Below are 24,022 nucleotides of genomic sequence, written 5' to 3'. Positions count from 1 at the left end.
TGCCCGGGAACGGCCGATGGAGTGACTTGGTTACGCCGATTGCGGCATGTGGGGGACATGGGCGTTTGAACCCGTAACCTCACAAGTGGGATGCTTATCCGTTTACTTGATCGCGTCACTTGATCGCGTCACTTCACCGCGCCCGCCATCACCCCCGACACGAACTGCCGCTGGAACGCGAAGAACACGGCCAGCGGAATCACCATCGAGATGAACGCGCCCGGCGCCAGTACCTCGATGTTGCTGCCGAACTGCCGTACCTGCTGCTGGAGCGCGACCGTCAGCGGCTGCGACTGCGAGTCGGAGAACACCAGCGCGACCAGCATGTCGTTCCACACCCACAGGAACTGGAAGATGCCCAGGGACGCGATGGCGGGCGCGGCGAGCGGCATGACGACGGTCGCGAACAGCCTCATCTCGCCCGCGCCGTCCAGCCGGGCCGCCTCCAGCAGCTCGCGCGGGATCTCCGCGAAGAAGTTCCGCAGCAGGAAGATCGCGAACGGCAGCCCGAACCCCACGTGGAACAGCACCACCCCGATGATGTCGCCGAAGATCCCGATCTTCCCGAAGAGATCGGAGAGCGGGATCAGCGCCACCTGCACGGGTACGACGAGCAGCGCGACGACGACCAGGAACCACCAGTCGCGCCCCTTGAAGTCCATCCACGCGAAGGCGTATCCGGCCATCGCGCCGATCATGACGACCAGGAGCGTCGCCGGAACCGTGATCCAGATGGTGTTGAGGAGGGAGCTGGTGATCGCGTCGTTCTCCAGCAGCGTCCGGTAGCTCTTGGCGGTCAGCTGCCCGGGCGCCGTGAACACCTTCCACCACCCGGAGGTGGAGATGTCCGTCGGGTCGCGGAACGACGACACGAGCAGCCCGAACGTCGGCACCATCCAGATGAGCGCGACGAGGATGAGGAAGAACCGCATCACGCCGCCTGCCGCACCACTGGCGACGCGGGCGGCGAAGGAGCGCTCGGCGCGCACGGGCGGGGCGGGAGCTGGGTCGAGGGCCGGGTCCACGGTCGTCACCGCTGACGCTCCTTCCTGAGTCGACGGAGATTGACGAACATCACCGGCAGGACGAGCAGCAGCAGAATGACGCCGATCGCGCTGCCGACGCCGTAGTTGCCGCCACCGCCGAACGACGACAGGAACAACTGGAGCGCGAGGACGTTGGCGTCGTCCTGACTCGGCTGCGGGGCGATGATGTAGACGAGGTCGAACACCTTCATCACGTTGATCATCAGCGTGACGAGAACGACGACCAGCACGGGTGCGAGGAGCGGCACGGTGATCCGCCGGAACACCTGCCACTCGTTCGCGCCGTCGACCCGCGCCGCCTCCAGCAGGTTCCGGTCCACACCCGCGAGCCCCGCCGCGATGAGCACCATCGCGAACCCGGCCCACATCCAGGTGTAGCTGCCGATGATGGCCGGGGTGACCAGGGTGGGCCCGAGCCAGTCGATCCCGTTGTAGGCGGCGGCGAAGTTCGAGCCGGGCAGGCGCAGTTGGGCGCCGTCGGCGTCGGCGGGCAGGCTGAAGGTCCCGTCGGCGCCGCTGGTCGCCGAGGCGACGACCTGCCCGTCCTTCACGGCCTGGACCTTGACCCCCGCCAGCGCCTTCTCACCCGGGTCGACCTGACCCTTCGTGCCGCCACCGCCGAGCTTGAAGTCCAGCCAGACGGTGCCGCTGATCCCGGAACCGGAGGCGCCGGCCGCCTTCGCGTTCTCGGGCGTGCCGGGGAGCTTGTTGGGCGCGATGCCTACGAGGGGCAGCAGCGCCGGGGTGCCCGGGCTGACGGTTCCGGTGGAGGTGAACGAGCCGCCGCCGGACGCCTTGAGGTCGCTGGCCTGGGCGTTCGGGCGGGCCTTCGGATAGACGGAGGAGTCCACGAAGGCGTCGTGCACGGACGTCACCATCGCGTTGGCGACGCCCTGGTCCGGGTCCGCCTCGTAGACGAGGCGGAAGATGATGCCCGCCGCGAGCATCGAGATCGCCATAGGCATGAAGACGATCAGCTTGAACGCCGTACCCCAGCGCACCCGTTCGGTCAGCACCGCGAAGATCAGACCGAGCGCGGTGACGAGGGCGGGCGCGACCGCCACCCAGATCGCCGTGTTGCGTACGGCGGTCAGCGTGGCGTCGTTCGTGAAGATGTCGCCGTAGTTCTCCAGGCCGACGAAGCCCGAGCCGTCGGCGTCGTACAGGCTGCGCCAGATCGAGTAGCCGATCGGGTAGACGACGAGCGAGCCCAGCAGGACCAGGGCGGGCAGCAGGAACAGGCCTGCCACCCACCAGCGGGTGCCCGTGACGCTCTTGGTCTTTTCTCTCTTGGCCTTGTCTCTCTTCGGGTCGGGTGTCGTCGTGTCGTCTGTGTCTGTCCTCGACTCCATGCGGGGGCCGTCAGCCGTTCTTGTACGCCTTGGCGGCGTCGGCCTCTAGATTCCGCTGGGTGCCGGCGATGTCCTTCGGGTTCTTCAGGAAGTCCTGGAGGTCCTTCCACTCGCCGACGCCCTGGGTACCGCCGAAGGCGGCCGGGGCCTGGTCGGACATGTCGAAGCGGAAGTCGTCGCCGGCCTTGATGAGGGCCTTGGCGATGTCCCGGGTGACGTCGTCCTTGTACGCCTTCTGGTCCATCGCCTTGCTCGGCGAGAGGAAGCCGCCCTGGGCCGCCCAGATCTCGGCGGCGTCGGTCGAGCCGAGGAACGTCAGCAGGGCCTGGGCGCCCGCGCCGTCCTTCAGCGCCACGGCGACGTCGCCGCCGCTGACGACGGGCGCCTGGTCGCCGACCGCCGGGAACGGGAAGACCTTCGCGTCCGTGCCGATCTTGGCCTTCGTGTCCGCGTTGATGTTGGCGGCCACGAAGTCGCCCTCGAAGACCATCGCCGCCGGGGTGTCACCGGAGAAGGTCTGTGTGACCGACTTCGGGAACTCGGTCCCCAGCGCGCCGGAACGACCGCCCGCGAGGAGGTCGTCCTTGCCCCAGAGCTCGGCGAGGGTGGTCAGGGCGTCCTTGACGGAGGGGTCGGTCCACTTGATCTTGTGCTGGGCGAGCTGGTCGTACTTCTCCGGGCCTGCCTGCGAGAGATAGACGTTCTCGAACCAGTCGGTGAGGGTCCAGCCGTCGGCGCCGCCCACGGACACGGCGGGGGAGCCGGCGTCGGACAGGGTCTGGGCTGCCGCGACGAAGTCCTTCCAGGTGGTGGGGGCGTCGGTGAGGCCCGCGGCCTCGAACGCGGCGGTGTTGTACCAGACCAGGGACTTGTTGGCGGCCTTGACATAGATGCCGTACTGCTTGCCCTCGAAGGCGCCGAGATCCTTCCAGCCGGCGTCGAAGTTCTTGTCGAGCTGGGCCTGGGCGTCCGCGCCGAGGGGCTTGAGCCAGCCCTTCTCGGCGAACTGGTGCAGTACGCCGACCTGCGGCAGGAACGCGACGTCCGGGGGCTTGCCGCCCTGGATCTTCGTACCGAGGAACGTGGAGGTGTTGTTGCCGGTCGGTACGAAGTTGACCTTCGCGCCGGTGCGCTTCTCGAACTCCTTCAGGACCTTGGTGAAGTTCTCCTGCTCGGGTCCTGTCCAGACGGCGGCGACTTCCAGTGTCTGGCCGTCGAGCTTGGGGAGCTTGACGGAGGCGGAGGTGTCACCGCCGGTGCCGGTGCCCGTGCTGGTGTCGGTCCCTTTGTCGCCCGGGTCGTCGTCGGAGCCGCAGGAGGTGAGGGTGAGGGCGAGGGCTGTGGCGGAGAGGGCGGTCAGAGTGCGTGTACGTAGCGTGCTGCGCATGTGTGCCCCGTTCGTCGTTCGGCGTTGAACGTGTTCGGCGCTTGTCCCGTGGGCTCTGGTCTACGCCGGGTCGTGGGGGTCGGCAAGTGCGCCTGGGGTGTCAAACGGGTGATCGTGACCCCGTCGTGTCCTTCGTTTCCGACCCACCTACCCGTCTCGGTCTGTAAACCGGGTGCCCCGGAACTGCTTTCCCACCCACACGCCTGTTCGCCGCCTGTCCAGCCCAGGCACCCCCAGCCCGTCCGGCGTTTGAGGACGAGGCCCCTTCAGGGCCGACAGCGGGCGTCTGGGGGGGGCGCAGCCCCCAGGTACGGGATGGGCCGGGCAACGCCCCCCATCACAACAGCGACGGCACCTCTGTCGCCGACACCGACCGTGCCGCCCGCTCCAACGCGCTTGCCAACAGCGCCAAGTCCGTCGGCCCGTTGCCCAGTTCACGCACGGGCCGACGAGCCGGTGGATCTCCCATCCGCTGCCAGTCCAGCGCGACCACCGTCGGCCGCAACGTCGCCGTACGCGGGATACGCCCCGTCACCCGCCCGCCCTGGAAGGGGATCCCCCTCCCGTCCGCCCCGCTCAACCGCCCCCGCCCGGCCGCGGGCTCGTCCGGCCCCGGTGCCGGCGCGTCCAGCAGGACCCGCAGCGCGGCCCCCCGGGCCAGTTCCGTCTCCGCCGTACGCCCGCCGACGCCCGCCGCGGCCACCAGATGCACTCCGAGCCGCTCGCCCTCCCGGGCCACCGCCTCCAACGCCCGCACCACGGACCCCGCCGACGGCCGCCCCGGCGACCCCAGCGCCGGCGACACCAACGCGTCGAGGTCGTCCACGACCACCACGAGACGGGCCAGGGGCGGTGTCTCCGTACGCCGCCGACTCGCCGCCGGCCGCAACCGCATCGTCGAACTGGGCGGCGAGTCGAGATCGCCGGCGCCTTCCCCCGCCCCCGCGCCCACCGAACCGTGAGTGGCCGACTTGGCCCCCGACCCCGACCGCTGCGGTCCGATCCGGCCGGACAGTTCGCGCCCGGTGTGCCACTCGCCGAACCCGACCCGCCCGAGCAACTCGGCCCGCCGCTTCAGCTCGGCGCTGAGCGACTGGGCGAACTCCCGCATACGGACCGGGTCGTTGGCCGTGAGGTGAGTGGTGACATGCGGAAGGTCGGTGCACACCCGCAGCCCTTCTCCGTGCTGCGCGCCACCACCGCTCCCACCGGTGCCGTCCCGGCCGTCCATCAGGACCATGCCCAGCCGGTCGGGCCGCTCTGCGGCGGCCAGCGACGCGACGACCGCGCGCAGCAACTCCGTACGCCCGCTGCCGGGAGGTCCCTCGATCAGCAGGTGGGGTCCCTCGGCCGCGAGGTCCACGCCGACGGGCCCGCGCGGACCGGCGCCGAGGACAGCCCAGGCCCGGCCGCCGAGCGTCTCCTTGTCGTCGGCCGCGTCCGCCCAACGGGCCATCAGGGACGCCGGGGTGGCCCGGGCGAGCCCCAACTCGTCGAGCAGTCGCGCCGCTTGTGGCAAGGGCGCGGAGACGCGCTGCTGCCGGCCGCCGGTGGCACCGTCGGTGCGCAGGGGAGCCAGTGCCCGCGCGAACCGTTCGGCCCAGGCCAGGGACACCGCGTCCACGGCGGCGACGGAGCCCTGCCCGACCGGCCCGGCGCTCCCGGCGGGGGGCCGGGCCCCCGCGTCGGCGAAGTCGGTGTCGGTTGCGGTGTCGGGGGAGCCGGTCCGCCCAGGTGCGGTCACCCCGGCTCGCGCCACCCGCATCACATGCAGCGCCGTGGCCACGTCTCCGCCGAGCAGTGCCACCGCCCCGCACTCACGGAACGGCGGCGAGGCCGCGCACGCCGCCTCGTAGGTCTCCGTCACCGGGGACGCGGGCGACGCCGCCTCCGTCTCCGCGAGGCACACGACGTGGATCCCGGCCCGCGGCCCCTCCTGCGCCAGCCGTGCGACGGCCTCCCGGACCGCGGCACCGCCCGGGTCCCCGTCCACGACGACCACGGTGTACGGGCCCGCGAAAGCGTCCGCCGACCCGTCGGGGTCGTCGTCCCGGGCCCAGGAGGGCCGGCGGTCCGCGCCCCGGTCGTCCTGGGCGTTCCGGTCCGGTGCTGCGCCACCCGAGGCGAGGCTCTTCGCCGCCGCCTCCGTGTCGTGGTCCTCCAGGCGCCGCAGGAGTTCGTCGGCGCGGGCCGTGGCCTGTTCGCGGTCGTAGGCGAGGAGGAGACGGCAGTCCTGGCCGTGCCCGGGGCGCAGATGGGGGAGCCAGCCGAGCCAGGACCACTCGGCGGTGCGCTCCTCGGGGGTGCGCGAGCGGTCCGTGCTGATCAGGACGATTTCCAGGGTCTCGGGGGAGTGCAGCGCGGTCAGCTGGGCCACCACCGCGCGGGCCAGTCCCGCGAGCCGCGCGCGAGGCCCCGCCAGTCCCAGTGCTCCGACCTCACGCAGCCCGGCGGTCACCGGTACGGCGGGCAGCAGCCCCGAGCCGTCGGGCGCCGCGCGGTCCGCCGTACCGAGCCGGACCGTGAGCGCTTCCGGGTGCCTGGGGCCGCGCTCCCAGAGCCGGGGGCCGGGGCCCAGGGCCGTGAGCAGCAGCGCCGCCGGGTCGGGCCAGCTCTCCGGTGCCTGCGGCGGGGCGTCCGCGAACTCCGGGGCCGCCGCGTCGGACACCGGCCCCTCGTCGTCGTACACCTCGCCCTCGGTCGTCTCCTCCTCCGCGCGCCCGCCGGTCAGCCGTCGCGCCCACTTGGAGAGCCCGCCGCGCCTGCGCACACCCTGCGGGACGTCCGTGCCCCGGAGAGGCGTCCCCTTGCGGCCGCTGCCCGCGGAGGCCTCCGCGTCCGCCTCGTCGTGAGCGGGTGCCGGTGCTACCGCGGCGGCCCCGGACACCGGTCCCACCATGGAGAACCCGGCGCCGTGGGTGTCCCCGCCACCGCCCGATGCCCTGGCCGTACCCGCCGGGCCCGGGGCACCCCGGTTCTCGATCCTCGGTGCCCCGCCCTGCCCCGGGACGAGCGGCTGCGCCGCTTCCGCCGGACCCCGCGCACCACGCGATCCGGGTACGTCCCCGGCCGTTGCCCAACTCGCCGAACCGTAGGCGTGACGGGTCTCCCCGGAGGGCGGCTTCGCCGTGCCGCCGGGCTGCACGCGCGCGGAAGGCAGCGGCACCCGAGACGGACCGGACGGGGACGCCGTCGGGGAGGAGCGCCTGTTGTGGGTGTCCTCGGTGGTCTGCGACTCGTCCGCCGTCCGCTCCGGGGCCTTCGTGTGCCCTTCGGCGACGCTCACGCGTACGTGCCCCTCGCCGTCCGGGGTCGTGGCCACGCGTGCGCCGGCGTCCCCGGGGGGCGTCAGCCGGAGGGCCGACTCGCCGATGCGCAGCAGCGCGCCGGGTGCGAGGCGGACCGGGCGGGTGCCGAGGCGGGTGCCGGACAGCGTCGTACCGTTCGTGGAGCCGAGGTCCGCGACCCCTATGCGGCCGTCCTCCGCGACCGTGACCGCGCAGTGCAGCCGGGATACGTCCGGGTCGTCCAGCGGGACGTCGGCGTCGGCGGAGCGGCCGATGGTGATCTGGCCGCCGTGCAGGAGATGGACCCCGCCCGCGTCCGGTCCCGCGACCACGTGCAGCTGGGCGGCCACCTCGTCCGCCTCTGGGTGCGGCTCGGGTTCGGCGGGGGTACCGAGGGCGAGCACCGCGCCGTCGACCAGCGGGGGCTCGCCGAGGGTGCAGCGCTGGGTGTCGAGGCGCTGGTCGCCCGCGTACAGCACCACCGGGCCGCCGCTCTCGCGGCCCGGGCCGCGCTCGGGCGTGGACGGAACCCTGTCGCCCGCGACCACCGACGCCAGGGCCGAGGCGACCGCGGCGAGCGCCGTGCCGGCGGGAGCGGTGACCAGTACGTCGCAGCTCGCGGCACGCGCCCACGGCTCCGAGGGCGGCCCCAGCGGGTCTACGACGGTCAGCCGGATCTGCATCGCCGTCAGCGGTCCCTTCTGCACGGACACCCGGAAAGGAGGACGAAGCCACGCCACGGGTCCCACCACCGCGGACTTCCCCCACCGCACACGAGCACGTAGGCCAGTACTGGAGGCATCCTCGCACCTGCCACTGACAACGCGCCCGCCCCCCACCCATAAGTGATCTTGAATGGTCGCCTCTGCCCGCAAAAGTTCCTGACCAGTGACCCGCGGCTGTCCGTTTGGGATCGGTTTGGTAATCGATTTGAGATCGGTCACGTTCGGGATTAGGCAACCGGGGGGACCGATCGAGACGTCTTTCCGTCGAACGCGCGAAGGGAGCCGTACGTAGCCGTCTGTGGACGGCGGTCGTCGCCCAGGGTGTCCTGGGGACGCGGCACTACAGTGGGTCGGACACACCGTGTACGGGATGTACGTACGTAAGGGAGCCATGACGTGCGGCCGGTAGGGAGCAAGTACCTCCTTGAGGAGCCGCTGGGACGCGGCGCCACAGGCACCGTCTGGCGCGCCCGCCAGCGGGAGACCGCGGGAGCCGAGGCGGCCGTGCCCGGCCAGCCCGGTGAGACCGTGGCGATCAAGGTCCTGAAGGAGGAGCTCGCCAACGACGCGGACATCGTGATGCGCTTCCTGCGCGAGCGGTCCGTGCTGCTGCGGCTGAGCCATCCGAACATCGTCCGGGTACGGGACCTGGTCGTCGAGGGCGATCTGCTGGCGCTGGTCATGGACCTCATCGACGGGCCCGACCTGCACCGGTACCTGCGGGAGAACGGTCCCTTCACACCGGTCGCCGCCGCCCTCCTCACCGCCCAGATCGCCGACGCGCTGGCCGTCAGTCACGCCGACGGTGTCGTGCACCGGGACCTGAAGCCGGCCAACGTCCTGCTCATGCAGGACAACGGCCGGATGCACCCGATGCTCACCGACTTCGGCATCGCCCGCCTCGCCGACTCCCCGGGCCTCACCCGCACCCACGAGTTCGTCGGCACGCCCGCGTACGTCGCCCCGGAGTCCGCCGAAGGCCGTCCGCAGACCTCCGCCGTCGACATCTACGGCGCCGGCATCCTGATGTACGAGCTGGTCACCGGGCGTCCGCCGTTCGGTGGTGGGTCCGCCCTCGAAGTGCTGCACCAGCACCTCACCGCCGAGCCGCGCCGCCCCTCGACCGTGCCCGAACCGCTGTGGACGGTCATCGAGCGCTGTCTGCGCAAGAACCCGGACGAACGCCCCAGCGCCGAGAACCTCGCGCGCGGGCTGCGCGTCGTCGCCGAGGGCATCGGCGTCCACTCCAACTCGATGCAGATCGCGGCTGCCGACGGAGTCGTCCACCTGCTCGCACCGGATCCGACGCCGACCGTGGTGCCCGGCTCCGGCGACCCGACGCAGGTGCTGCCCTACGGCGCGGGCGCGGCGGCAGCGTACGACCCGAACGGCGCCACCAGCGTGCTGCCGCACACCGGAGGGCCCGGTTCCGTGGGCGCGATGGGCGCCGTGGGTGCCGCGGACCCCACGGCCGTCCTGCCGTCCATGCCGCAGAACCAGCCCGGTGGCCCCGGTGGCCCCGGTGGCCCCGGCGGGTCCGGAGGGCCCGAGGAGCCGCACCCCTGGCAGAACCAGCTGCGCGCGGCCCGGGACCGCAACGAGCAGACGCAGGTCCAGTACCTGGACCCCGGCGAGGACCCCCTGCGCCGCCGGCCCCAGCGACAGCCGGCCCGGCCGCCGCAGCAACAGCCCCAGCAGCAGCCGTACCAGCAGCAGCCCCCGCCGTCGCGTCAGCAGCGGGGTCAGCAGCCCCAGCCCGGCTACGGCTATCCCCAGGGACCGGGACAGGGCCCTGGGCAGGGCGGGCAGCCCCAGCACCAGCAGTACGCGCCGCCGCCCCAGCACCACCAGCCCCAGCAGCAGCCCCAGCGGTACACGCCGCCCGCTCCCGCCCAGGCGCCCCAGCGCCCTCAGCAGCCCGAGAGCCGGCCGACGCGTGAGCCGAGGGAACCCCGGCAACGCAGCGCCAACCGGATGAAGATCCCGGGGCTCGGCTGCCTCAAGGGGTGCCTTTTCACGATCGTCGTCCTGTTCGTCGCCGCCTGGCTGATCTGGGAACTGACCCCGCTCCAGGGGTGGATCGGGTCGACGAAGGGGTTCTTCGAGCAGATCGGCGACTGGTACGACAAGGTCAGCGAGTGGGTGTCGCGCCAGCAGAACCAGTAGCACGGAGGGTTTCCGGTCGGGCGCGGAGGTTTTCCCGTTACGGGGAGACGGTCCGCACAATCAGGTCGTAGCCGGGGCATTTGCGGATCAGGCGGGCGATGCTCCGGCCGTGTTCCGGTGCGACTCTGGGGATTTGTCGACACCTGGCGGGTGATTTCCGTCCCGGCGGTGAAGGTTGCCCCTCCGGACGCGTAGCTTTGTCGGCTGAGGTCGAGGTCTTGTCGGGTGAGGGTCCCGAGGGAGTCCCCCGGATCGGCGCCGTCGGCAACACGCGTCTGTAGGAGCAGTCTTGGCACGGAAGATCGGCAGCCGGTACACCGCCAACCAGATCCTGGGGCGGGGCAGCGCCGGCACGGTGTGGCTGGGCGAGGGACCCGAGGGTCCCGTCGCCGTCAAGCTGTTGCGCGAGGACCTGGCGTCGGACCAGGAGCTCGTCGGACGCTTCGTGCAGGAGCGGACCGCGCTGCTCGGCCTGGAGCATCCGAACATCGTGTCCGTACGGGACCTGGTGGTCGACGGGAACGACCTCGCGCTCGTCATGGACCTGGTGCGGGGTACGGATCTGCGCACCAGGCTCGACCGCGAGCGCCGGCTCGCCCCCGAGGCCGCGGTCGCGATAGTGGCCGACGTCGCGGACGGGCTGTCCGCCGCGCACGCCGCCGGGGTCGTGCACCGCGACGTGAAGCCGGAGAACGTGCTGCTGGACATGCAGGGCCCGCTGGGCCCCGGTGGCGCGCACCCCGCCCTCCTGACGGACTTCGGCGTCGCGAAACTCATCGACTCACCGCGGCGCACCCGGGCCACGAAGATCATCGGTACGCCGGACTATCTGGCGCCGGAGATCGTCGAGGGCCTGCCCCCGCGCGCGGCGGTCGACATCTACGCGCTGGCGACGGTCCTCTACGAGCTGCTGGCCGGCTTCACGCCCTTCGGCGGCGGCCACCCGGGCGCGGTACTGCGCCGGCACGTGACGGAGACGGTGGTCCCGCTCCCCGGTATCCCCGAGGAACTGTGGCAGCTGCTCGTGCAGTGCCTGGCGAAGGCGCCGGCGTCGCGGCTGCGGGCGTCGGAGCTGGGGGTGCGGCTGCGGGAGCAGCTGCCGTTGCTGGTGGGGATGCCGCCGCTGGACGTGGACGAGCCGGATGCGGAGGACGACGAAGCGCAGTCCGGTCAGGGACACGGCCTGGGCCATGGCCAGGTGCCTGGGCAGGGTTCGCGGGACGAGGTGTACGACGACGTGGCCGTGCCGGCGGGGGAGCGGGTACGGCGGGGTGCGGTGCCGCTGGTGCGGGGGGCGAAGCCGGACTCGAACCGGGACACCCACACGTCGATGCGGGTGCCCGGGCCGGACGAGCTGGCGGGCGGGGCGCTGGGCACGGCCCGCGTGCCGCGTCCCGTGGGTGCCCCGCGGCCCGGCTCGGCGCGGCACCGGGCTTCGGCGCGGCGGCGCAGGGTGACGTTGGGGGCGGCCGCGGTGGTGCTGGTGGCGGCGGTGGGGGTCGGTACGTGGGTGGCCCTGTCGGGCGACGACGCGGGAGTGACACCTCAGGAGACGAGAAACTCGGCCCCGGCGTCACCGTGAGGCCCCTGGAGGCTGCGCCCCCAGACCCCCGCATCGGCCCTGAACGGGCCTCGTCCTCAAACTCTCCCAGAGGGGGGACCCCCAGACGGGCTGAATTACCTGGGCCTGGGCTGGATATATGCGGCAAACGGGCGGGTGGGTGGGAAACACGGCCTGCACTGCATCAGCCTCGCCCCCCTGAAGCTCCGGGCGAGACCGAAATCCCGCCGCCCGGCGGAGCCGTTACGCTGGTGTCGTGGCAGTCGTCGATGTATCCGAAGAGCTCAAGTCCCTCTCCTCGACCATGGAGTCGATCGAGGCCGTCCTGGACCTCGACAAGCTGAGGGCAGATGTCGCCGTGCTCGAGGAGCAGGCGGCAGCGCCGTCCCTGTGGGACGACCCGGAGGAAGCGCAGAAGATCACCAGCAAGCTCTCCCACCTCCAGGCGGAGGTGAGGAAGGCCGACGCGCTGCGCAGCCGGATCGACGATCTGAGCGTGCTCTTCGAGATGGCCGAGGAGGAGGACGACCCGGACACCCGCGCCGAGGCCGAGACGGAGCTGACCTCCGTCAAGAAGGCCCTCGACGAGTTGGAGGTCCGCACCCTCCTCTCCGGCGAGTACGACGCCCGTGAGGCCCTCGTCAACATCCGCGCGGAGGCCGGTGGCGTCGACGCCGCCGACTTCGCCGAGAAGCTGCAGCGCATGTACCTGCGGTGGGCCGAGCAGAAGGGCTACAAGACCGAGATCTACGAGACGTCGTACGCCGAAGAGGCCGGCATCAAGTCGACCACCTTCGCCGTCCAGATCCCGTACGCCTACGGGACGCTGTCCGTGGAGCAGGGCACGCATCGCCTCGTCCGCATCTCGCCCTTCGACAACCAGGGACGCCGCCAGACCTCGTTCGCCGGGGTGGAGATCCTGCCCGTCGTGGAGACGACCGATCACATCGAGATCGACGAGTCCGAACTGCGGGTGGACGTCTACCGGTCGTCGGGCCCCGGCGGCCAGGGCGTCAACACCACCGACTCCGCGGTGCGCCTGACTCACCTTCCCACCGGCATCGTCGTCTCCTGCCAGAACGAGCGTTCGCAGATCCAGAACAAGGCGAGCGCGATGAACGTGCTCCAGGCCAAGCTCCTCGACCGGCGCCGTCAGGAGGAGCAGGCCAAGATGAACGCGCTCAAGGGCGACGGCGGCAACTCCTGGGGAAACCAGATGCGTTCGTACGTCCTGCACCCGTACCAGATGGTCAAGGACCTGCGGACGGATTTCGAAGTCGGCAACCCCGAGGCCGTGTTCAATGGTGAGATCGACGGATTCCTCGAAGCCGGAATTCGCTGGCGCAAGCAGCAGGAGAAGTAGAACTCCGCAGGACGCGCCCGAAGGGCGCCTTGTCGACAAAGCAACCGCCGCCCAGTGGGCGGCGGTTGCTTCGCGTCGGGAGATGTCTGGGTTTTACATCACACTCACAGGATCTGATGTGCGGCAAGCGAGGAGCAAGGGGACATTGCGCGCGCAACGACCTTGACGTGCTCTTGGAAAATCGGAAGGGTGAGGCTCGGCATGCGTATCTCTGGGGCGCATGTGAACCGGGGGTGCGCACTGCCGCCCCTGTCGATCACGGCCCCGAGCGCGGCTCCACTGATGAATTAGCTACATGGGGGTAGCAGCCATATGACGAACAAGACGCGGATCCGGGTCGCGCGGATCGCGGCCGGAGCGGTGATCGCCGCCGGTGCGTCCTTCACCGCCGCGGGCATAGCCTCCGCCGACGAGTGCGACCTGCTCGGAGTCTGCGCCGGTACGCCGAGCCCGGAACCGACCGTGACCGACCCGACCGGCGTCCCGACCGAGCCGGACCCGGAGCCCACCGTCTCCGACCCCGGGCCCACGCTGCCGGACCCGGAGCCCACTGTCTCCGACCCGGAGCCCTCGGAGCCCGACGAGCCCTCCACGGAGCCGAGCGAGCCCACCGAGGAGGACCCGACCGCGACCCCGTCCGACGATCCGACGGACGGCGACGAGACGGGCACCGGCGGCGACGGCTCCACCGGTGGCAACAGCAACACCGACCCCGACGGCGGCTCCAACACCTCCGCCCAGGAGGAGGGCTCCTCGGCCCTCACCGACACGGGCTCGGACACCTCGGCCCAGGGCTCGGGCGACGAACTCGCCGAGACCGGTGCCGCCGAGACGGGCTTCCTGATCATCGGCGCAGCCACCATGATCGCCGGCGGTGTCGCCTTCCGCGTCCTCCCGCGCCTCGTGGGCGGCCGTGGCGGCGCCGCGGCCTAGTGGTGCCCGTAGCGCCTGGCGGTAACCAGTAGGAGCAGTGCGCACGCGTAAGGGCCCGGAGCTTCGCGCTCCGGGCCCTTACGCGTTCACCAGGGCTGTGTTCGGGCTATGCGGTCTGATGCGCCACCAGTGCCAGTGCCGCGATCAGTACCGCCAGCAGTGCGATCAGGGCCATCGGGTTGAGCCCGCCGAACTGGCCGTCCTCCTGCAACCGCTGACGGCTGGCCCGGCAGACGCGACAGCGTCCCTCGTTCACGGGCGCCGCGCAGTTCGCGCACACCAGTCGGTCGAACGTCATGCGCTAGCCCTCCTTGCGCCGCTTCTACGTACACAACGCTTCCGGGGACGCAACCGTTCCCCGGTTCACGCTCCACTGTGCCAGGTTCCGCGGATTTCGGCGCGGCTCGCCTTATTCTGCCCAGCGCTTCCCCGGGTCAGTCCAGGTCGGGCGAGTGTGTGAGGCCGCTCACGACCGGCACAAAAGGGCACAACCCTTGTGCAAAGCACTCCCGTGCCTGCACTCCCGTGCTCGGTTCGCGTATGGTCACGGTCACCTGCCCCCGATGGTCCGTGGTGTATCCGTGATCCGATTCGACAGCGTCTCCAAGCTCTACCCCAAGCAGAGCCACCCCGCCCTCCGGGATGTCACCCTGGAGGTCGAGAAGGGTGAGTTCATCTTCCTCGTCGGGTCCTCCGGCTCCGGAAAGTCCACCTTCCTGCGACTGATCCTCCGCGAGGAGCGCGCCAGCCACGGTCAGGTGCACGTCCTGGGCAAGGACCTCGCGCGCCTCTCCAACTGGAAGGTGCCGCAGATGCGGCGTCAGCTGGGGACGGTGTTCCAGGACTTCCGGCTGCTGCCGAACAAGACGGTCGCCGAGAACGTCGCCTTCGCGCAGGAGGTCATCGGCAAGTCGAAGGGCGAGATCCGCAAGTCCGTGCCCCAGGTGCTCGACCTCGTCGGCCTGGGCGGCAAGGAGGAGCGGATGCCCGGTGAGCTGTCCGGCGGTGAGCAGCAGCGTGTCGCCATCGCGCGGGCCTTCGTGAACCGGCCCAAGCTGCTGATCGCCGACGAGCCGACCGGCAACCTCGACCCGCAGACCTCCGTCGGCATCATGAAGCTGCTCGACCGGATCAACCGGACGGGCACGACCGTGGTGATGGCGACGCACGACCAGAACATCGTCGACCAGATGCGCAAGCGCGTCATCGAGCTGGAGAAGGGCCGTCTCGTCCGCGACCAGGCGCGCGGCGTCTACGGCTACCAGCACTGACGGTCACGGTCACTGTCACTGGTGGTCAGTGACGCCGACGGTCCTCGGAGTTCCCGGAAAGGCTTGAGCCCGCCATGCGTGCCCAGTTCGTACTGTCGGAGATCGGTGTCGGTCTCCGTCGCAATCTGACGATGACCTTCGCCGTCATCGTCTCCGTAGCCCTGTCGCTCGCCCTGTTCGGCGGGTCGCTCCTGATGAGCGACCAGGTCAGCTCGATGAAGGGCTACTGGTACGACAAGGTCAACGTCTCGGTGTTCCTCTGCAACAAGAGCGACGCCGAGTCCGACCCGAACTGCGCCAAGGGCGCGGTGACCGGCGACCAGAAGAAGCAGATCCTCGCCGACCTGGAGAAGATGGACTCGGTCGTCGAGAAGGTCACGTACGAGTCCGCGGACGAGGCCTACAAGCACTACAAGGAGCAGTTCGGCGACTCCCCGCTGGCCAGTTCACTCACCCCGGACCAGATGCAGGAGTCGTACCGGATCAAGCTCAAGGACCCGGAGAAGTACCAGGTCATCGCGACCGCCTTCGACGGACGTGACGGCGTGCAGTCCGTGCAGGACCAGAAGGGCATCCTTGACAACCTCTTCGAGCTGCTGAACCTGATGAACAGGGCGGCGCTCGGGGTGATGGCGCTGATGCTGATCGTCGCCCTCCTGCTGATCGTCAACACGGTGCGCGTCTCGGCGTTCAGCCGTCGGCGTGAGACCGGGATCATGCGGCTCGTCGGCGCCTCCGGCTTCTACATCCAGGCGCCGTTCATCATGGAGGCCGCCGTGGCCGGTGCGATCGGCGGCGGACTGGCCTGTGTCTTCCTGATCCTGGGCCGGTACTTCACCATCGACCACGGCATGGCCCTGTCCTCGAAGCTCAACCTGATCACTTTCCTGGGCTGGGACTCCGTACTGACGAAGCTGCCGCTGATCCTCGCCGCGAGCGTGCTGATGCCCGCGTTGGCCGCGTTCTTCGCGTTGCGCAAGTACCTCAAGGTGTGACGCATGCCAAGGGGGCCGTTCGGACATCCGACCGTCCGGCCCTTCGCCTTGTCCTAGACTCACCGGCATGTCGGGCCGCGACCTGTTCACACAGCCCCGCCGTGCAGGCCGCGGGGCGGCTCTGACGTTGCTCTTCGCCAGCGTCCTGGTCGCCGGCGCGGCCACCGGCTCGCTCCCCGAGCCCACCGAACGGAAGTCCGCCCTCCCGGACACGGCCCGCTCCGCCGTCCCCGCCGGGCGCCACGAGGACGTCGCCGCCGCTGCCGCCGAGGCCATGGCCGACGGCAAGTCACCGATGGAAGCCGCCGAGCGCGCCGTCAGCCGCAGCGGGGACCGCTGGGGAGCGGTGTACTCCCCGGGGGACTACGAGGAGCTCGAGGAGGCCCTCGACGGCCGGTACACGGGCGTCGGGCTGTGGGCCCGGCGTGAGCGGGACGGCCGGATCGAGGTCACCAAGGTGCGCTCCGGGTCGCCCGCGGCCGTCGCCGGGATCCGTAGCGGCGACCGGTTGCGCAGTGTGGACGGCGAGGCGGTCGACGGACGGCCGGTCACCGAGGTCGTCTCCTTACTCCGAGGTGACGCGCAGGACGCCGCAGCCGGTACGACCGTCCGGCTCGGGCTGGAACGCGGCACGCGCGCGTGGAGCGAGACCGTACGCCGGGCCCAGCTCTCCACGGACTCCGCGACCGTGCGGCAGGTCGCCGCGAGCAAGGTCACCGTCATCCGGGTCGCCGCCTTCACCAAGGGGGTCGGCGACGTGGTGTGCGGCGCGGTGCGGGCGGCCCCGGCCGGCGCCGGGATCATCCTCGACCTGCGCGGCAACTCCGGCGGGCTGGTCACCGAGGCCGTCACCGCCGCCTCCGCCTTCCTCGACGGCGGCCTCGTCGCCACGTACGACGTCAACGGCGAGCAGCGCGCCCTGCACGCGGATCCGGGCGGCGACACCACCAGGCCGCTGGTCGCGCTGGTCGACGGCGGCACGATGAGCGCGGCCGAGTTGCTCACCGGCGCCCTCCAGGACCGCGGCCGGGCGGTCGTCGTGGGCTCCAGGACCTTCGGCAAGGGCTCGGTGCAGATGCCGAGCCGGCTGCCCGACGGCTCCGTCGCCGAGCTGACCGTCGGCCACTACCGCACCCCCGCGGGGCGCAGCGTCGACGGCGTGGGCCTCACGCCCGACCTCGACGCCGACCAGGGTGCACTGGAGCAGGCGGAGACCGTGCTGAGCGGTCTGGGCGATCCTTCGTAGCTTGCTCATAGCCCGTTCGTGGTCCGCTCGTGGTCCGGTGGTGGTCCCCACCCGGTCCCCTTGGTAATCGACTTTCCCTCCAGCGCCCTCCTAGTGCGAAAATGGCGGGACTATGGCTAAGGAAACAGGGCGCAAGCTGGTCGCCCAGAACAAGAAGGCACGCCACGACTACGCCATCATCGACACCTACGAGGCCGGTCTGGTCCTCACCGGTACCGAGGTGAAGTCGCTGCGTCAGGGGCGTGCCTCGCTCGTCGACGGCTTCGTTCAGCTCGACGGGAACGAGGCGTGGCTGCACAACGTGCACGTGCCGGAGTACAGCCAGGGCACCTGGACCAACCACAGCGCCCGGCGCAAGCGGAAGCTGCTGCTGCACCGCGCGGAGATCGAGAAACTGGAGTCGAAGTCGCAGGAGTCGGGTCACGCGATCGTGCCCCTGGCCCTCTACTTCAAGGACGGCCGGGCGAAGGTCGAGATCGCGCTGGCCCGAGGCAAGAAGGAGTACGACAAGCGGCAGACGCTGCGGGAGAAGCAGGACCGTCGTGAGACGGACCGGGCGGTCTCGGCCGTGAAGCGCAGGCAGCAGCACGCCTAGCACCGCGCGGCGGCTCGACCGGCGGCTCGACCGGCGGGCGGAATATTGGTGGCACGCGCGCGCGTTGGTCACGTACGATGGCAACCGCACCTCACCGAGGGTGCACCTCCCTCCTCGGAGGGACTCCTCTTCGGAGGGGATTGAAAAAACAACATGGGGATGATCGGTTTCGACAGCGGCTGTCGAAGCAGGTGAAGCGTGTCGAGGAAGCGGCCATGATCTCGTAAACCACAGGCCGAAAAAAATAATCGCCAATTCTAACAGCGATTCTTCCGCGCAGCAGTTCTCTCTCGCCGCCTGATTTCAGGTAGCGACGAGTCTGCTCCGCACTAATGGGAGTGTCAGCCCGGGAGTGTTCCCGACCCGGATCCTGGCATCAGCTAGGGGACTAAACCTTGATCCCGGTCACGGGGTGAAGAGGGAAATCTAACAGTGACTGGGCCCGTCGGCGACTTGTTCGCGTGATTGCCGGGGCCGAGAAAAGCACAGCGAACTGCACACGGAGAAGCCCTGATTCCGCACCGTTGGACGCGGGTTCGATTCCCGCCATCTCCACAATTCCCATGTTATGCAGTGCACGCAGTGTCCAAGGGCCCTGTCGCTTTCGAGCGGCGGGGCCCTTGGCGTTCCCGCCCTCGCGTCGTCATACGGCTGTGTCTTGTGTGGCGCGTGTGACATGTCTATGGTGATCTCCGCGCATCAGGCGGACCCGACCCGTTCGCCATCGCGCACATCAGACTGCGCACGGGGGGAACCGCCGCCAGGTCTGCCTCTTCGGACGGGCAGGACAGGTGACCCCTGCCTGCACGTGTTCACGAGGGGGATGTTCTCTTTGTTGTTGCGAAGATCGACAACGCGCTTCGCGCGTGTGGTTCCGGTCGTTCTCTCCATAGCCGTCCTGAGCGTGGTCACCGCCCGGCCCGAGCTGGCCGCCCGCTACGCCGACGACGCCGCGCCCGTGGCCGCCGCCACCGACAGCTACGACGGATTCGACAGCGCCGCCGCGGAGCAACTGCGCCAGGACCAGTGCCTGATGGCCGACGCGCTGCGGCTCGGTGGCCCGGGCATGTTCAGCACCGCGCAGGACGCGCTCAACCAGACCCCGGACAAGCTGCGCACGGCGGCGAACCGGGAGTACTGGAACACCACTCCGCTGTCGACGGCGTTCGAGCAGGACAGGGCCGCCGCGAGCAAGGAAGGCAGCGCGCTCTACGACCGCCTCGACGTGTGGCAGAAGCCGGTGTCGGATCTGTCGTACCCGGGCGGGTTCACGAGCGTCGCGGACTTCCGGGACCCGCCGGGACTGCCCGGCAGCAAGGAAAAGGACTTCTTCCAGCAGACCGGTATCTCCCAGTGGATCTGGGAGCAGTTCTGGAAGACCGAGGGCGATCTGTACGAGGATCCGACCCCGGCGGCCGACGCGGCCACGGTGACGGCCGTCAAGAACCTCGGTACCCCGCTCTACGGCGCCAGCCCGTCCGGCTCGGATCCCAACTGGAACCAGGCCTACGAGGAGCACCAGGCCTGGGACAACCTCGTCAACTGGAGCATGGAGCCGACGGGTTCGGACAACGCCCGGCTCTTCCTGGCGTCGGGCGGGTTCCCGCGTACGGCCGCCGAACCGGGAACCGTCGAGTACCGGCTCGCCGTCGAGGACCTGAAGACCCGGTTCGCGGCGTGCGGTTGGCGCGGGCCGGTCGACCCGAACAAGGTGCTCGGCAAGCAGGTCGCCGCGGCCTCGGCGGAGTGGCAGCAGGAGATCGCCGCACAGGCCGCGCCGCGCAACCAGATCCTGACCGCCAACCGTGACGCCGTGAAGGCGCTCGCGGCCGGTTCGAAGGCGCTCGGCGAGATGCTGGGCCAGTCCTGGATCGCCGATCACCTCACCCGCTGGCAGAGTTACTGGTCCGCCGGTGGTCCCGGTTGGATCGGCACCAGCCCGATGGTCATCCACGCGAACGGCGCCGCCGACAAGTGCCTCGAAGTCGCGGGCGCGGGCAAGACCAACGGCTCGATCGTGCAGATCTACACCTGCAACGGCGGCGCCGGTCAGAAGTGGCAGATCAGCGGCGACACGCTCCTCAACGTCAACTCCGGCAAGTGCCTGGAGGTGAAGGGCGCCGGTACCGCCAACGGGACCGCCGTCCAGATCGGGACGTGCAGCGACAAGAACGCCGCCCAGAAGTGGGAGTACGACACCCACGCCACCACGCGGCTGTTCAACCCGGGCACCGGCAACTGCCTCGACCTCGCGACGTACGCCAACAGCCGCGACGGCCGGATGTGGGACTGCGCGGGCACCGTCCCGCAGAAGTTCGACATCACGCCGTCCGGTCACCAGGGCACCGACGACCTGGACTACCCGGTGACGGCCGACTTCACCAAGGTGAAGGCGCGCATCACCGCCGCCCGCGCCGAGTCGGTCAAGCAGCTCGCGGTGATCAAGGCGCAGGCGGCCGCCGCGAAGAAGTCGGCCGCGGCGACGGACACGGCTCAGCAGGCCGCGTACGCGATCGCCGACCGGGCCGGTGCCCCCAGGGGCCGCGCGTTGCTGGTCGGTCTACAGAAGGCGCAGGTCACCAAGGCGTCCTCGGCCGCGCTGGACGCGCTGGTGAAGGCCGGTGAGACCGCCGACGCGGCCACCCGTGCCGCCGCCGGCGACAGCGCGACCATCGCCGCCCGCGCGGTGACCCAGACGGCGGCTTCGAAGGCGGCGTTCCGTACGGCCGCCGCGCAGCAGGCCAGGGAGCAGGCGAAGGCGGCTGCCGACGCCGCCGCCGTGCAGGCGCAGGCCGCGAAGGCGGCCCGGGATCTCGCCAAGGCGAAGCTCGTCGAGACGCAGGCGGCGGAGGCGGACGCGAAGGCCGCCGCTGCCGAGGCGCACGCGCAGCGGCTGAACGCGGAGAAGGAGGAGCTGACGGCGAAGGCGGAGAAGGAGACCGCCGCGCAGAAGCAGGCCGAGGCCGCGCAGCACCGGCTTAACGCCGAGGGGTACGCGACCGAGGCCACCAACGCGAAGGGCCGGGCGGAAGCCTCCGAGACGACGGCGCGGGAGCGCCGGCAGGACGCGGAGACGGCGCGGGACAACGCCAAGGGCAAGCGGGACGACGCGTGGGACGCCGAGAGCCGGGCCAACACGGCGCGGGCGAAGGCGGACGCGAAGGAGGCGTACGCCCAGGCGCACGACGCCGACGACCAGGCGACGGCGTCGCGGACGGCGGCCGACGCGGCTGACTCGGCCGCCACGGACGCGGAGTCGGCCGCGGCGTCGGCCCGTGGCGAGGCGAACGCGGCGACGCGGGCGGCGGCCGACGCCGACGCGGCGGCGACGCGCGCGGAGGCCGCTGCCAAGCGGGCCCGTGCGGCCTCGGACGCGGCGAACGCCGCGAAACTGAAGGCCGACGCGGCGGTCCGTACGGCGACGGCCTCGGCGGCCGACGCCATCAAGGCCTCGCAGGTGGCGGCCCAGGCCGCCAGTACGGCGGTGCAACTGGCCGACGAGGCCGACAAGCACGCGGCCGAGGCGAAGGTACACGCCGACGTTGCCAAGGCGGAGGCCGTCAAGGCGGTCGCGGGCGCGGCGGAGGCCGTCGGTCACGCGTACGCGACCGCGCAGGCGGCGGAGGACGCCCGTAACTCGGCACAGCAGGTGGCGGCTCCGGCGAACGACGCGATCCAGCTCGGTTCGCCGTACGTCACCACGGACTCGGCGGCGGGTCTCGCGGTGCTGACCGGACAGTCGACGAAGACGATCGCCGAGCAGCAGGTGGCGGTCGCCGACGCGCACGCGGCCAACGCGGCGCAGGTCGCGACGCAGGCCCAGAGCACCGCGAACGCGGCGACGGGCGACGCGAAGGCGGCCCTGGTACTGGCGTCGGAGGCCGCCGGATTCGCCGTGCAGGCGCGCAAGTCGGCCAAGGAGGCGCTGGGTTACTCGGCGGAGGCGGCTTCGTACGCGGCCGAGGCACAGAGGTCACTGGCCCGCACCATCGAGTACGACCAGCAGGCGACGGCGGACGCGGCAGCGGCCGATCGCTCCGCAGGCCGGGCAGAGGGCTACGCCAAGGACGCCCGCGCCTCCGCCGACCAGGCGGCCCTGGACGCGGCAGCGGCCCGCACGGCCGCGTCGCAGGCCGAACAGGCGGCGAAGGACGCCCGCGCGGCGGCCGACCGGGCGGACGCGGAAGCGACGCTCGCGGAGGAGGCGGCGAAGGACGCGCAGAAGTACGCGGACTCGGCGCAGGAGGCGGCCGACTCGTCGGAGCGCAAGGAGGCGAACCAGACGGTCGCCGAGGGTTCCGGCTCCGGAATCGAGGGTGTCTTCACCGTCATCGACAAGATGACCGACGCGGCACCGGCCGAGCAGCTCAACCAGTGTGACTACGTGCCCCAGGGCTGCACGGTGACGTACCAGCTGCACCTCAACCTGACGGTCAGTTACTACTACTGCGCCAACCCCGATGTCCCCGCCACCGAGACGGGCTGTCCCAAGGCGGACTGGGTATTCCTCGACACGAAGTCGTTCGAGGACCAGGACCAGAAGTGGACCCACCACTTCAGCTTTGGGGACATCACCCGGATCGGTTGGCAGGCACTCTTCGGTGAGAAGGCCGGCGCGATCCTGTATGAGATCGTGCTGGGTGACGTCGCCAAGTGCTCCCACGGCGACAAGTCCAGCTGCGCCTGGGCTGCCACGCTCGTCGTGCCGCAGTCGATGTTCACGAAGCTCGCAGAGGCGGTCAAGCTTGCCGAAGGCGTCGAACTGGCTGTCAAAACCGGTGAGAACGCCGCTCAGATACTCGCGGACCTGAAGAAGATCTACGGCGAGAAGGGCGCCCTCGATGTCGCCAATGCCACCGGCGCGGCGGGTATGGGGCTGCGGATCGCGACCTCCGTGGCGGAACGGTCCAGGATCGCCCGTGGCGCACTTGACACCAAGCTGCTGGAGCAGCTCAGGGACGCCGGCGCGAAGATCAACAGGGCGAACACGATCTGGATCGTCAACTACGCCAAGCCCGGTCTGCCCATCGCCTGGCTGGAAAAGGGCAACGTCGACGCGGGCCTGACTCACATAATCTTCCGGCACGCCGGAGAGTTCGCACAGGTGGGGGTCAGGGTGGAGGACATCCCGGCCGTCGTGTCGAAGGCCCTGACCGAGGGCACGAGGGTCGGCACCCAGGCATCCGGCAGGCCGATCTACGAGGTCGTCTTCAACGGCAAGACCCAGCGTCTGGCCGTTAGCGTGAGCGACAACGGATTTGTGATCGGAGCCAACCCCGCATGACCTTCGAAGAACCGCGACACCTACTCGTGCAGGCGCGGGGCGAAACTTCTCCGCTGTACGGGACGGAGGACCCCTGGGCCTACGACGACCTGGGCGCCTTCACCCGTTCCGTCCCGCTGGACGACGAGCGGCTGCTCCTCCAGGCGGATCTCGTGGACGCGTTGCGTTCCTGGTCCCTGTCTCGTCCGCCGGGCGGGTTCACCTCCCGTCCGGAACTGCGCGAGCATGTCAAGCGAGGACTGGCGGTCACCCAGCGGCTGGCCCGGCAGCTCGGACCGGCGTGGTCAGTGCGGTTTTGGGACGAGCGGCACGGCACGGCGAAGTGGGTGTGCTGGGGGTGCGACCGGCTTCACTGGGAGCGTGACAGCCACGGCACGCCTCCGCACCCGGTCGACCTCACCGTCGAGGGCGAGTTCAAGTTCGGTCCGTTGCGCTCGGAGGGGTTTGGAGACTTCTTCCCTGACGATCCGGCCGCAGCGCTCGCCCTCTCCGACGGCCTTGTCACCAACCTGTACGAGTGGGCGCGGACCATCGACACCACGGTGAACCTGGACTTGCGGGACCGGGAGGAAGGCAAGTACGACGACGCGTGGGAGCGGCTGTTCCGCGAAGGGGCGGAGCTGGCGAGGCGTGTCGCGCACGAGGTGGGCCCGGAGCGGACAGTGACCTACAAGGGTGTGGCCCATGGTGGTCTGGCCGCGCTGACGTCGGTCAGCTGGCGAGGGGACCGCCAGGTGTAGCGGCAGGTACGACCCACGTGCAGATGTGCGTTGGATGTGGCCGGTGGGGTGGGAGGACTCGTGAACCTCCG

15 protein-coding genes and 1 other RNA gene are annotated in these 24,022 nt (G+C 70.6%); 11 read left to right on the top strand and 5 right to left on the bottom strand.

Annotated elements, in window-relative coordinates:
• Window positions 1–128 precede the first annotated feature (128 nt).
• From ACW4TU_RS16810 to ACW4TU_RS16795, 4 genes are all read right to left on the bottom strand, one after another.
• Window positions 129–932 carry a carbohydrate ABC transporter permease gene (locus ACW4TU_RS16810; RefSeq protein ID WP_457430160.1) on the bottom strand — a complete coding sequence of 268 codons (804 nt, stop codon included), beginning with the start codon at window positions 930–932 and terminating at the stop codon, window positions 129–131.
• 98 nt (window positions 933–1,030) lie between these two features.
• Window positions 1,031–2,398 (bottom strand): carbohydrate ABC transporter permease, encoded by a 1,368-nt coding sequence (locus ACW4TU_RS16805; RefSeq protein ID WP_457428630.1) that lies wholly within the window; start codon window positions 2,396–2,398, stop codon window positions 1,031–1,033.
• A 10-nt stretch (window positions 2,399–2,408) separates the two neighbouring features.
• On the bottom strand, window positions 2,409–3,785 hold the full coding sequence (locus ACW4TU_RS16800; protein ID WP_457428629.1) for an ABC transporter substrate-binding protein: 1,377 nt from the start codon (window positions 3,783–3,785) through the stop codon (window positions 2,409–2,411).
• A gap of 337 nt (window positions 3,786–4,122) precedes the next feature.
• A complete protein-coding gene (locus ACW4TU_RS16795) occupies window positions 4,123–7,755 on the bottom strand; it encodes an FHA domain-containing protein (RefSeq protein WP_457430159.1) in 3,633 nt (1,210 codons plus the stop codon).
• A 438-nt stretch (window positions 7,756–8,193) separates the two neighbouring features.
• On the opposite strand from ACW4TU_RS16795, the gene ACW4TU_RS16790 reads away from it, so the two are divergent.
• The 4 genes from ACW4TU_RS16790 (at window position 8,194) to ACW4TU_RS16775 (ending at window position 13,820) form a co-directional block, all read left to right on the top strand.
• Window positions 8,194–9,963, top strand: coding sequence for a serine/threonine-protein kinase (locus ACW4TU_RS16790; RefSeq protein ID WP_457428628.1), 1,770 nt, complete (start codon window positions 8,194–8,196; stop codon window positions 9,961–9,963).
• A 289-nt stretch (window positions 9,964–10,252) separates the two neighbouring features.
• Window positions 10,253–11,545, top strand: coding sequence for a serine/threonine-protein kinase (locus ACW4TU_RS16785; protein WP_457428627.1), 1,293 nt, complete (start codon window positions 10,253–10,255; stop codon window positions 11,543–11,545).
• Window positions 11,546–11,780: 235 nt separating this feature from the next.
• Window positions 11,781–12,887, top strand: a complete 1,107-nt coding sequence (gene prfB, locus ACW4TU_RS16780) for a peptide chain release factor 2 (protein WP_457428626.1) — start codon at window positions 11,781–11,783, stop codon at window positions 12,885–12,887.
• Between the two features lie 312 nt (window positions 12,888–13,199).
• Window positions 13,200–13,820: a hypothetical protein gene (locus tag ACW4TU_RS16775; RefSeq protein WP_457428625.1), complete on the top strand. Its 621-nt coding sequence runs from the start codon at window positions 13,200–13,202 to the stop codon at window positions 13,818–13,820.
• Between the two features lie 106 nt (window positions 13,821–13,926).
• On the opposite strand, the gene ACW4TU_RS16770 is transcribed toward ACW4TU_RS16775, so the two are convergent.
• Window positions 13,927–14,118: a hypothetical protein gene (locus tag ACW4TU_RS16770; RefSeq protein WP_457428624.1), complete on the bottom strand. Its 192-nt coding sequence runs from the start codon at window positions 14,116–14,118 to the stop codon at window positions 13,927–13,929.
• A 283-nt stretch (window positions 14,119–14,401) separates the two neighbouring features.
• Between ACW4TU_RS16770 and ftsE the strand changes: the two genes are divergently transcribed.
• From ftsE to ACW4TU_RS16735, 7 genes are all read left to right on the top strand, one after another.
• Window positions 14,402–15,091 (top strand): cell division ATP-binding protein FtsE, encoded by a 690-nt coding sequence (gene ftsE, locus ACW4TU_RS16765; protein ID WP_164321062.1) that lies wholly within the window; start codon window positions 14,402–14,404, stop codon window positions 15,089–15,091.
• A gap of 74 nt (window positions 15,092–15,165) precedes the next feature.
• Window positions 15,166–16,086 (top strand): permease-like cell division protein FtsX, encoded by a 921-nt coding sequence (gene ftsX, locus ACW4TU_RS16760; RefSeq protein ID WP_457428623.1) that lies wholly within the window; start codon window positions 15,166–15,168, stop codon window positions 16,084–16,086.
• Window positions 16,087–16,153: 67 nt separating this feature from the next.
• The gene (locus ACW4TU_RS16755; protein ID WP_457428622.1) at window positions 16,154–17,332 is read left to right on the top strand and encodes a S41 family peptidase; all 1,179 of its coding nucleotides are present in this window, start codon (window positions 16,154–16,156) and stop codon (window positions 17,330–17,332) included.
• Between the two features lie 112 nt (window positions 17,333–17,444).
• Window positions 17,445–17,927 (top strand): SsrA-binding protein SmpB, encoded by a 483-nt coding sequence (gene smpB / locus ACW4TU_RS16750; RefSeq protein ID WP_457428621.1) that lies wholly within the window; start codon window positions 17,445–17,447, stop codon window positions 17,925–17,927.
• Window positions 17,928–18,082: 155 nt separating this feature from the next.
• Window positions 18,083–18,485: a transfer-messenger RNA gene (gene ssrA, locus ACW4TU_RS16745) on the top strand.
• A 265-nt stretch (window positions 18,486–18,750) separates the two neighbouring features.
• A complete protein-coding gene (locus ACW4TU_RS16740) occupies window positions 18,751–23,211 on the top strand; it encodes an RICIN domain-containing protein (RefSeq protein WP_457428620.1) in 4,461 nt (1,486 codons plus the stop codon).
• Entirely contained in the window at window positions 23,208–23,951 is a 744-nt protein-coding gene (locus tag ACW4TU_RS16735; protein ID WP_457428619.1) for a hypothetical protein, read from the top strand. Before ACW4TU_RS16740 ends, ACW4TU_RS16735 begins: the two co-directional genes overlap by 4 nt.
• Window positions 23,952–24,022: the final 71 nt, after the last annotated feature.

It is taken from the genome of Streptomyces kryoterrae (genome assembly GCF_054072135.1).
This window is presented reverse-complemented; position numbering and strand designations above follow the sequence as displayed.

Bases quoted from the DNA above. Each gene is read 5' to 3' on its own strand.
- ACW4TU_RS16770 (WP_457428624.1), bottom strand. From the start codon at position 14,118: ATGACGTTCGACCGACTGGTGTGCGCGAACTGCGCGGCGCCCGTGAAC.
- ftsX (WP_457428623.1), top strand. From the start codon at position 15,166: ATGCGTGCCCAGTTCGTACTGTCGGAGATCGGTGTCGGTCTCCGTCGC.
- ACW4TU_RS16810 (WP_457430160.1), bottom strand. From the start codon at position 932: ATGCGGTTCTTCCTCATCCTCGTCGCGCTCATCTGGATGGTGCCGACG.
- smpB (WP_457428621.1), top strand. From the start codon at position 17,445: ATGGCTAAGGAAACAGGGCGCAAGCTGGTCGCCCAGAACAAGAAGGCA.
- ACW4TU_RS16795 (WP_457430159.1), bottom strand. From the start codon at position 7,755: ATGCAGATCCGGCTGACCGTCGTAGACCCGCTGGGGCCGCCCTCGGAG.
- ACW4TU_RS16800 (WP_457428629.1), bottom strand. From the start codon at position 3,785: ATGCGCAGCACGCTACGTACACGCACTCTGACCGCCCTCTCCGCCACA.
- ACW4TU_RS16805 (WP_457428630.1), bottom strand. From the start codon at position 2,398: ATGGAGTCGAGGACAGACACAGACGACACGACGACACCCGACCCGAAG.
- ACW4TU_RS16740 (WP_457428620.1), top strand. From the start codon at position 18,751: ATGTTCTCTTTGTTGTTGCGAAGATCGACAACGCGCTTCGCGCGTGTG.
- ACW4TU_RS16735 (WP_457428619.1), top strand. From the start codon at position 23,208: ATGACCTTCGAAGAACCGCGACACCTACTCGTGCAGGCGCGGGGCGAA.
- ACW4TU_RS16755 (WP_457428622.1), top strand. From the start codon at position 16,154: ATGTCGGGCCGCGACCTGTTCACACAGCCCCGCCGTGCAGGCCGCGGG.
- ACW4TU_RS16775 (WP_457428625.1), top strand. From the start codon at position 13,200: ATGACGAACAAGACGCGGATCCGGGTCGCGCGGATCGCGGCCGGAGCG.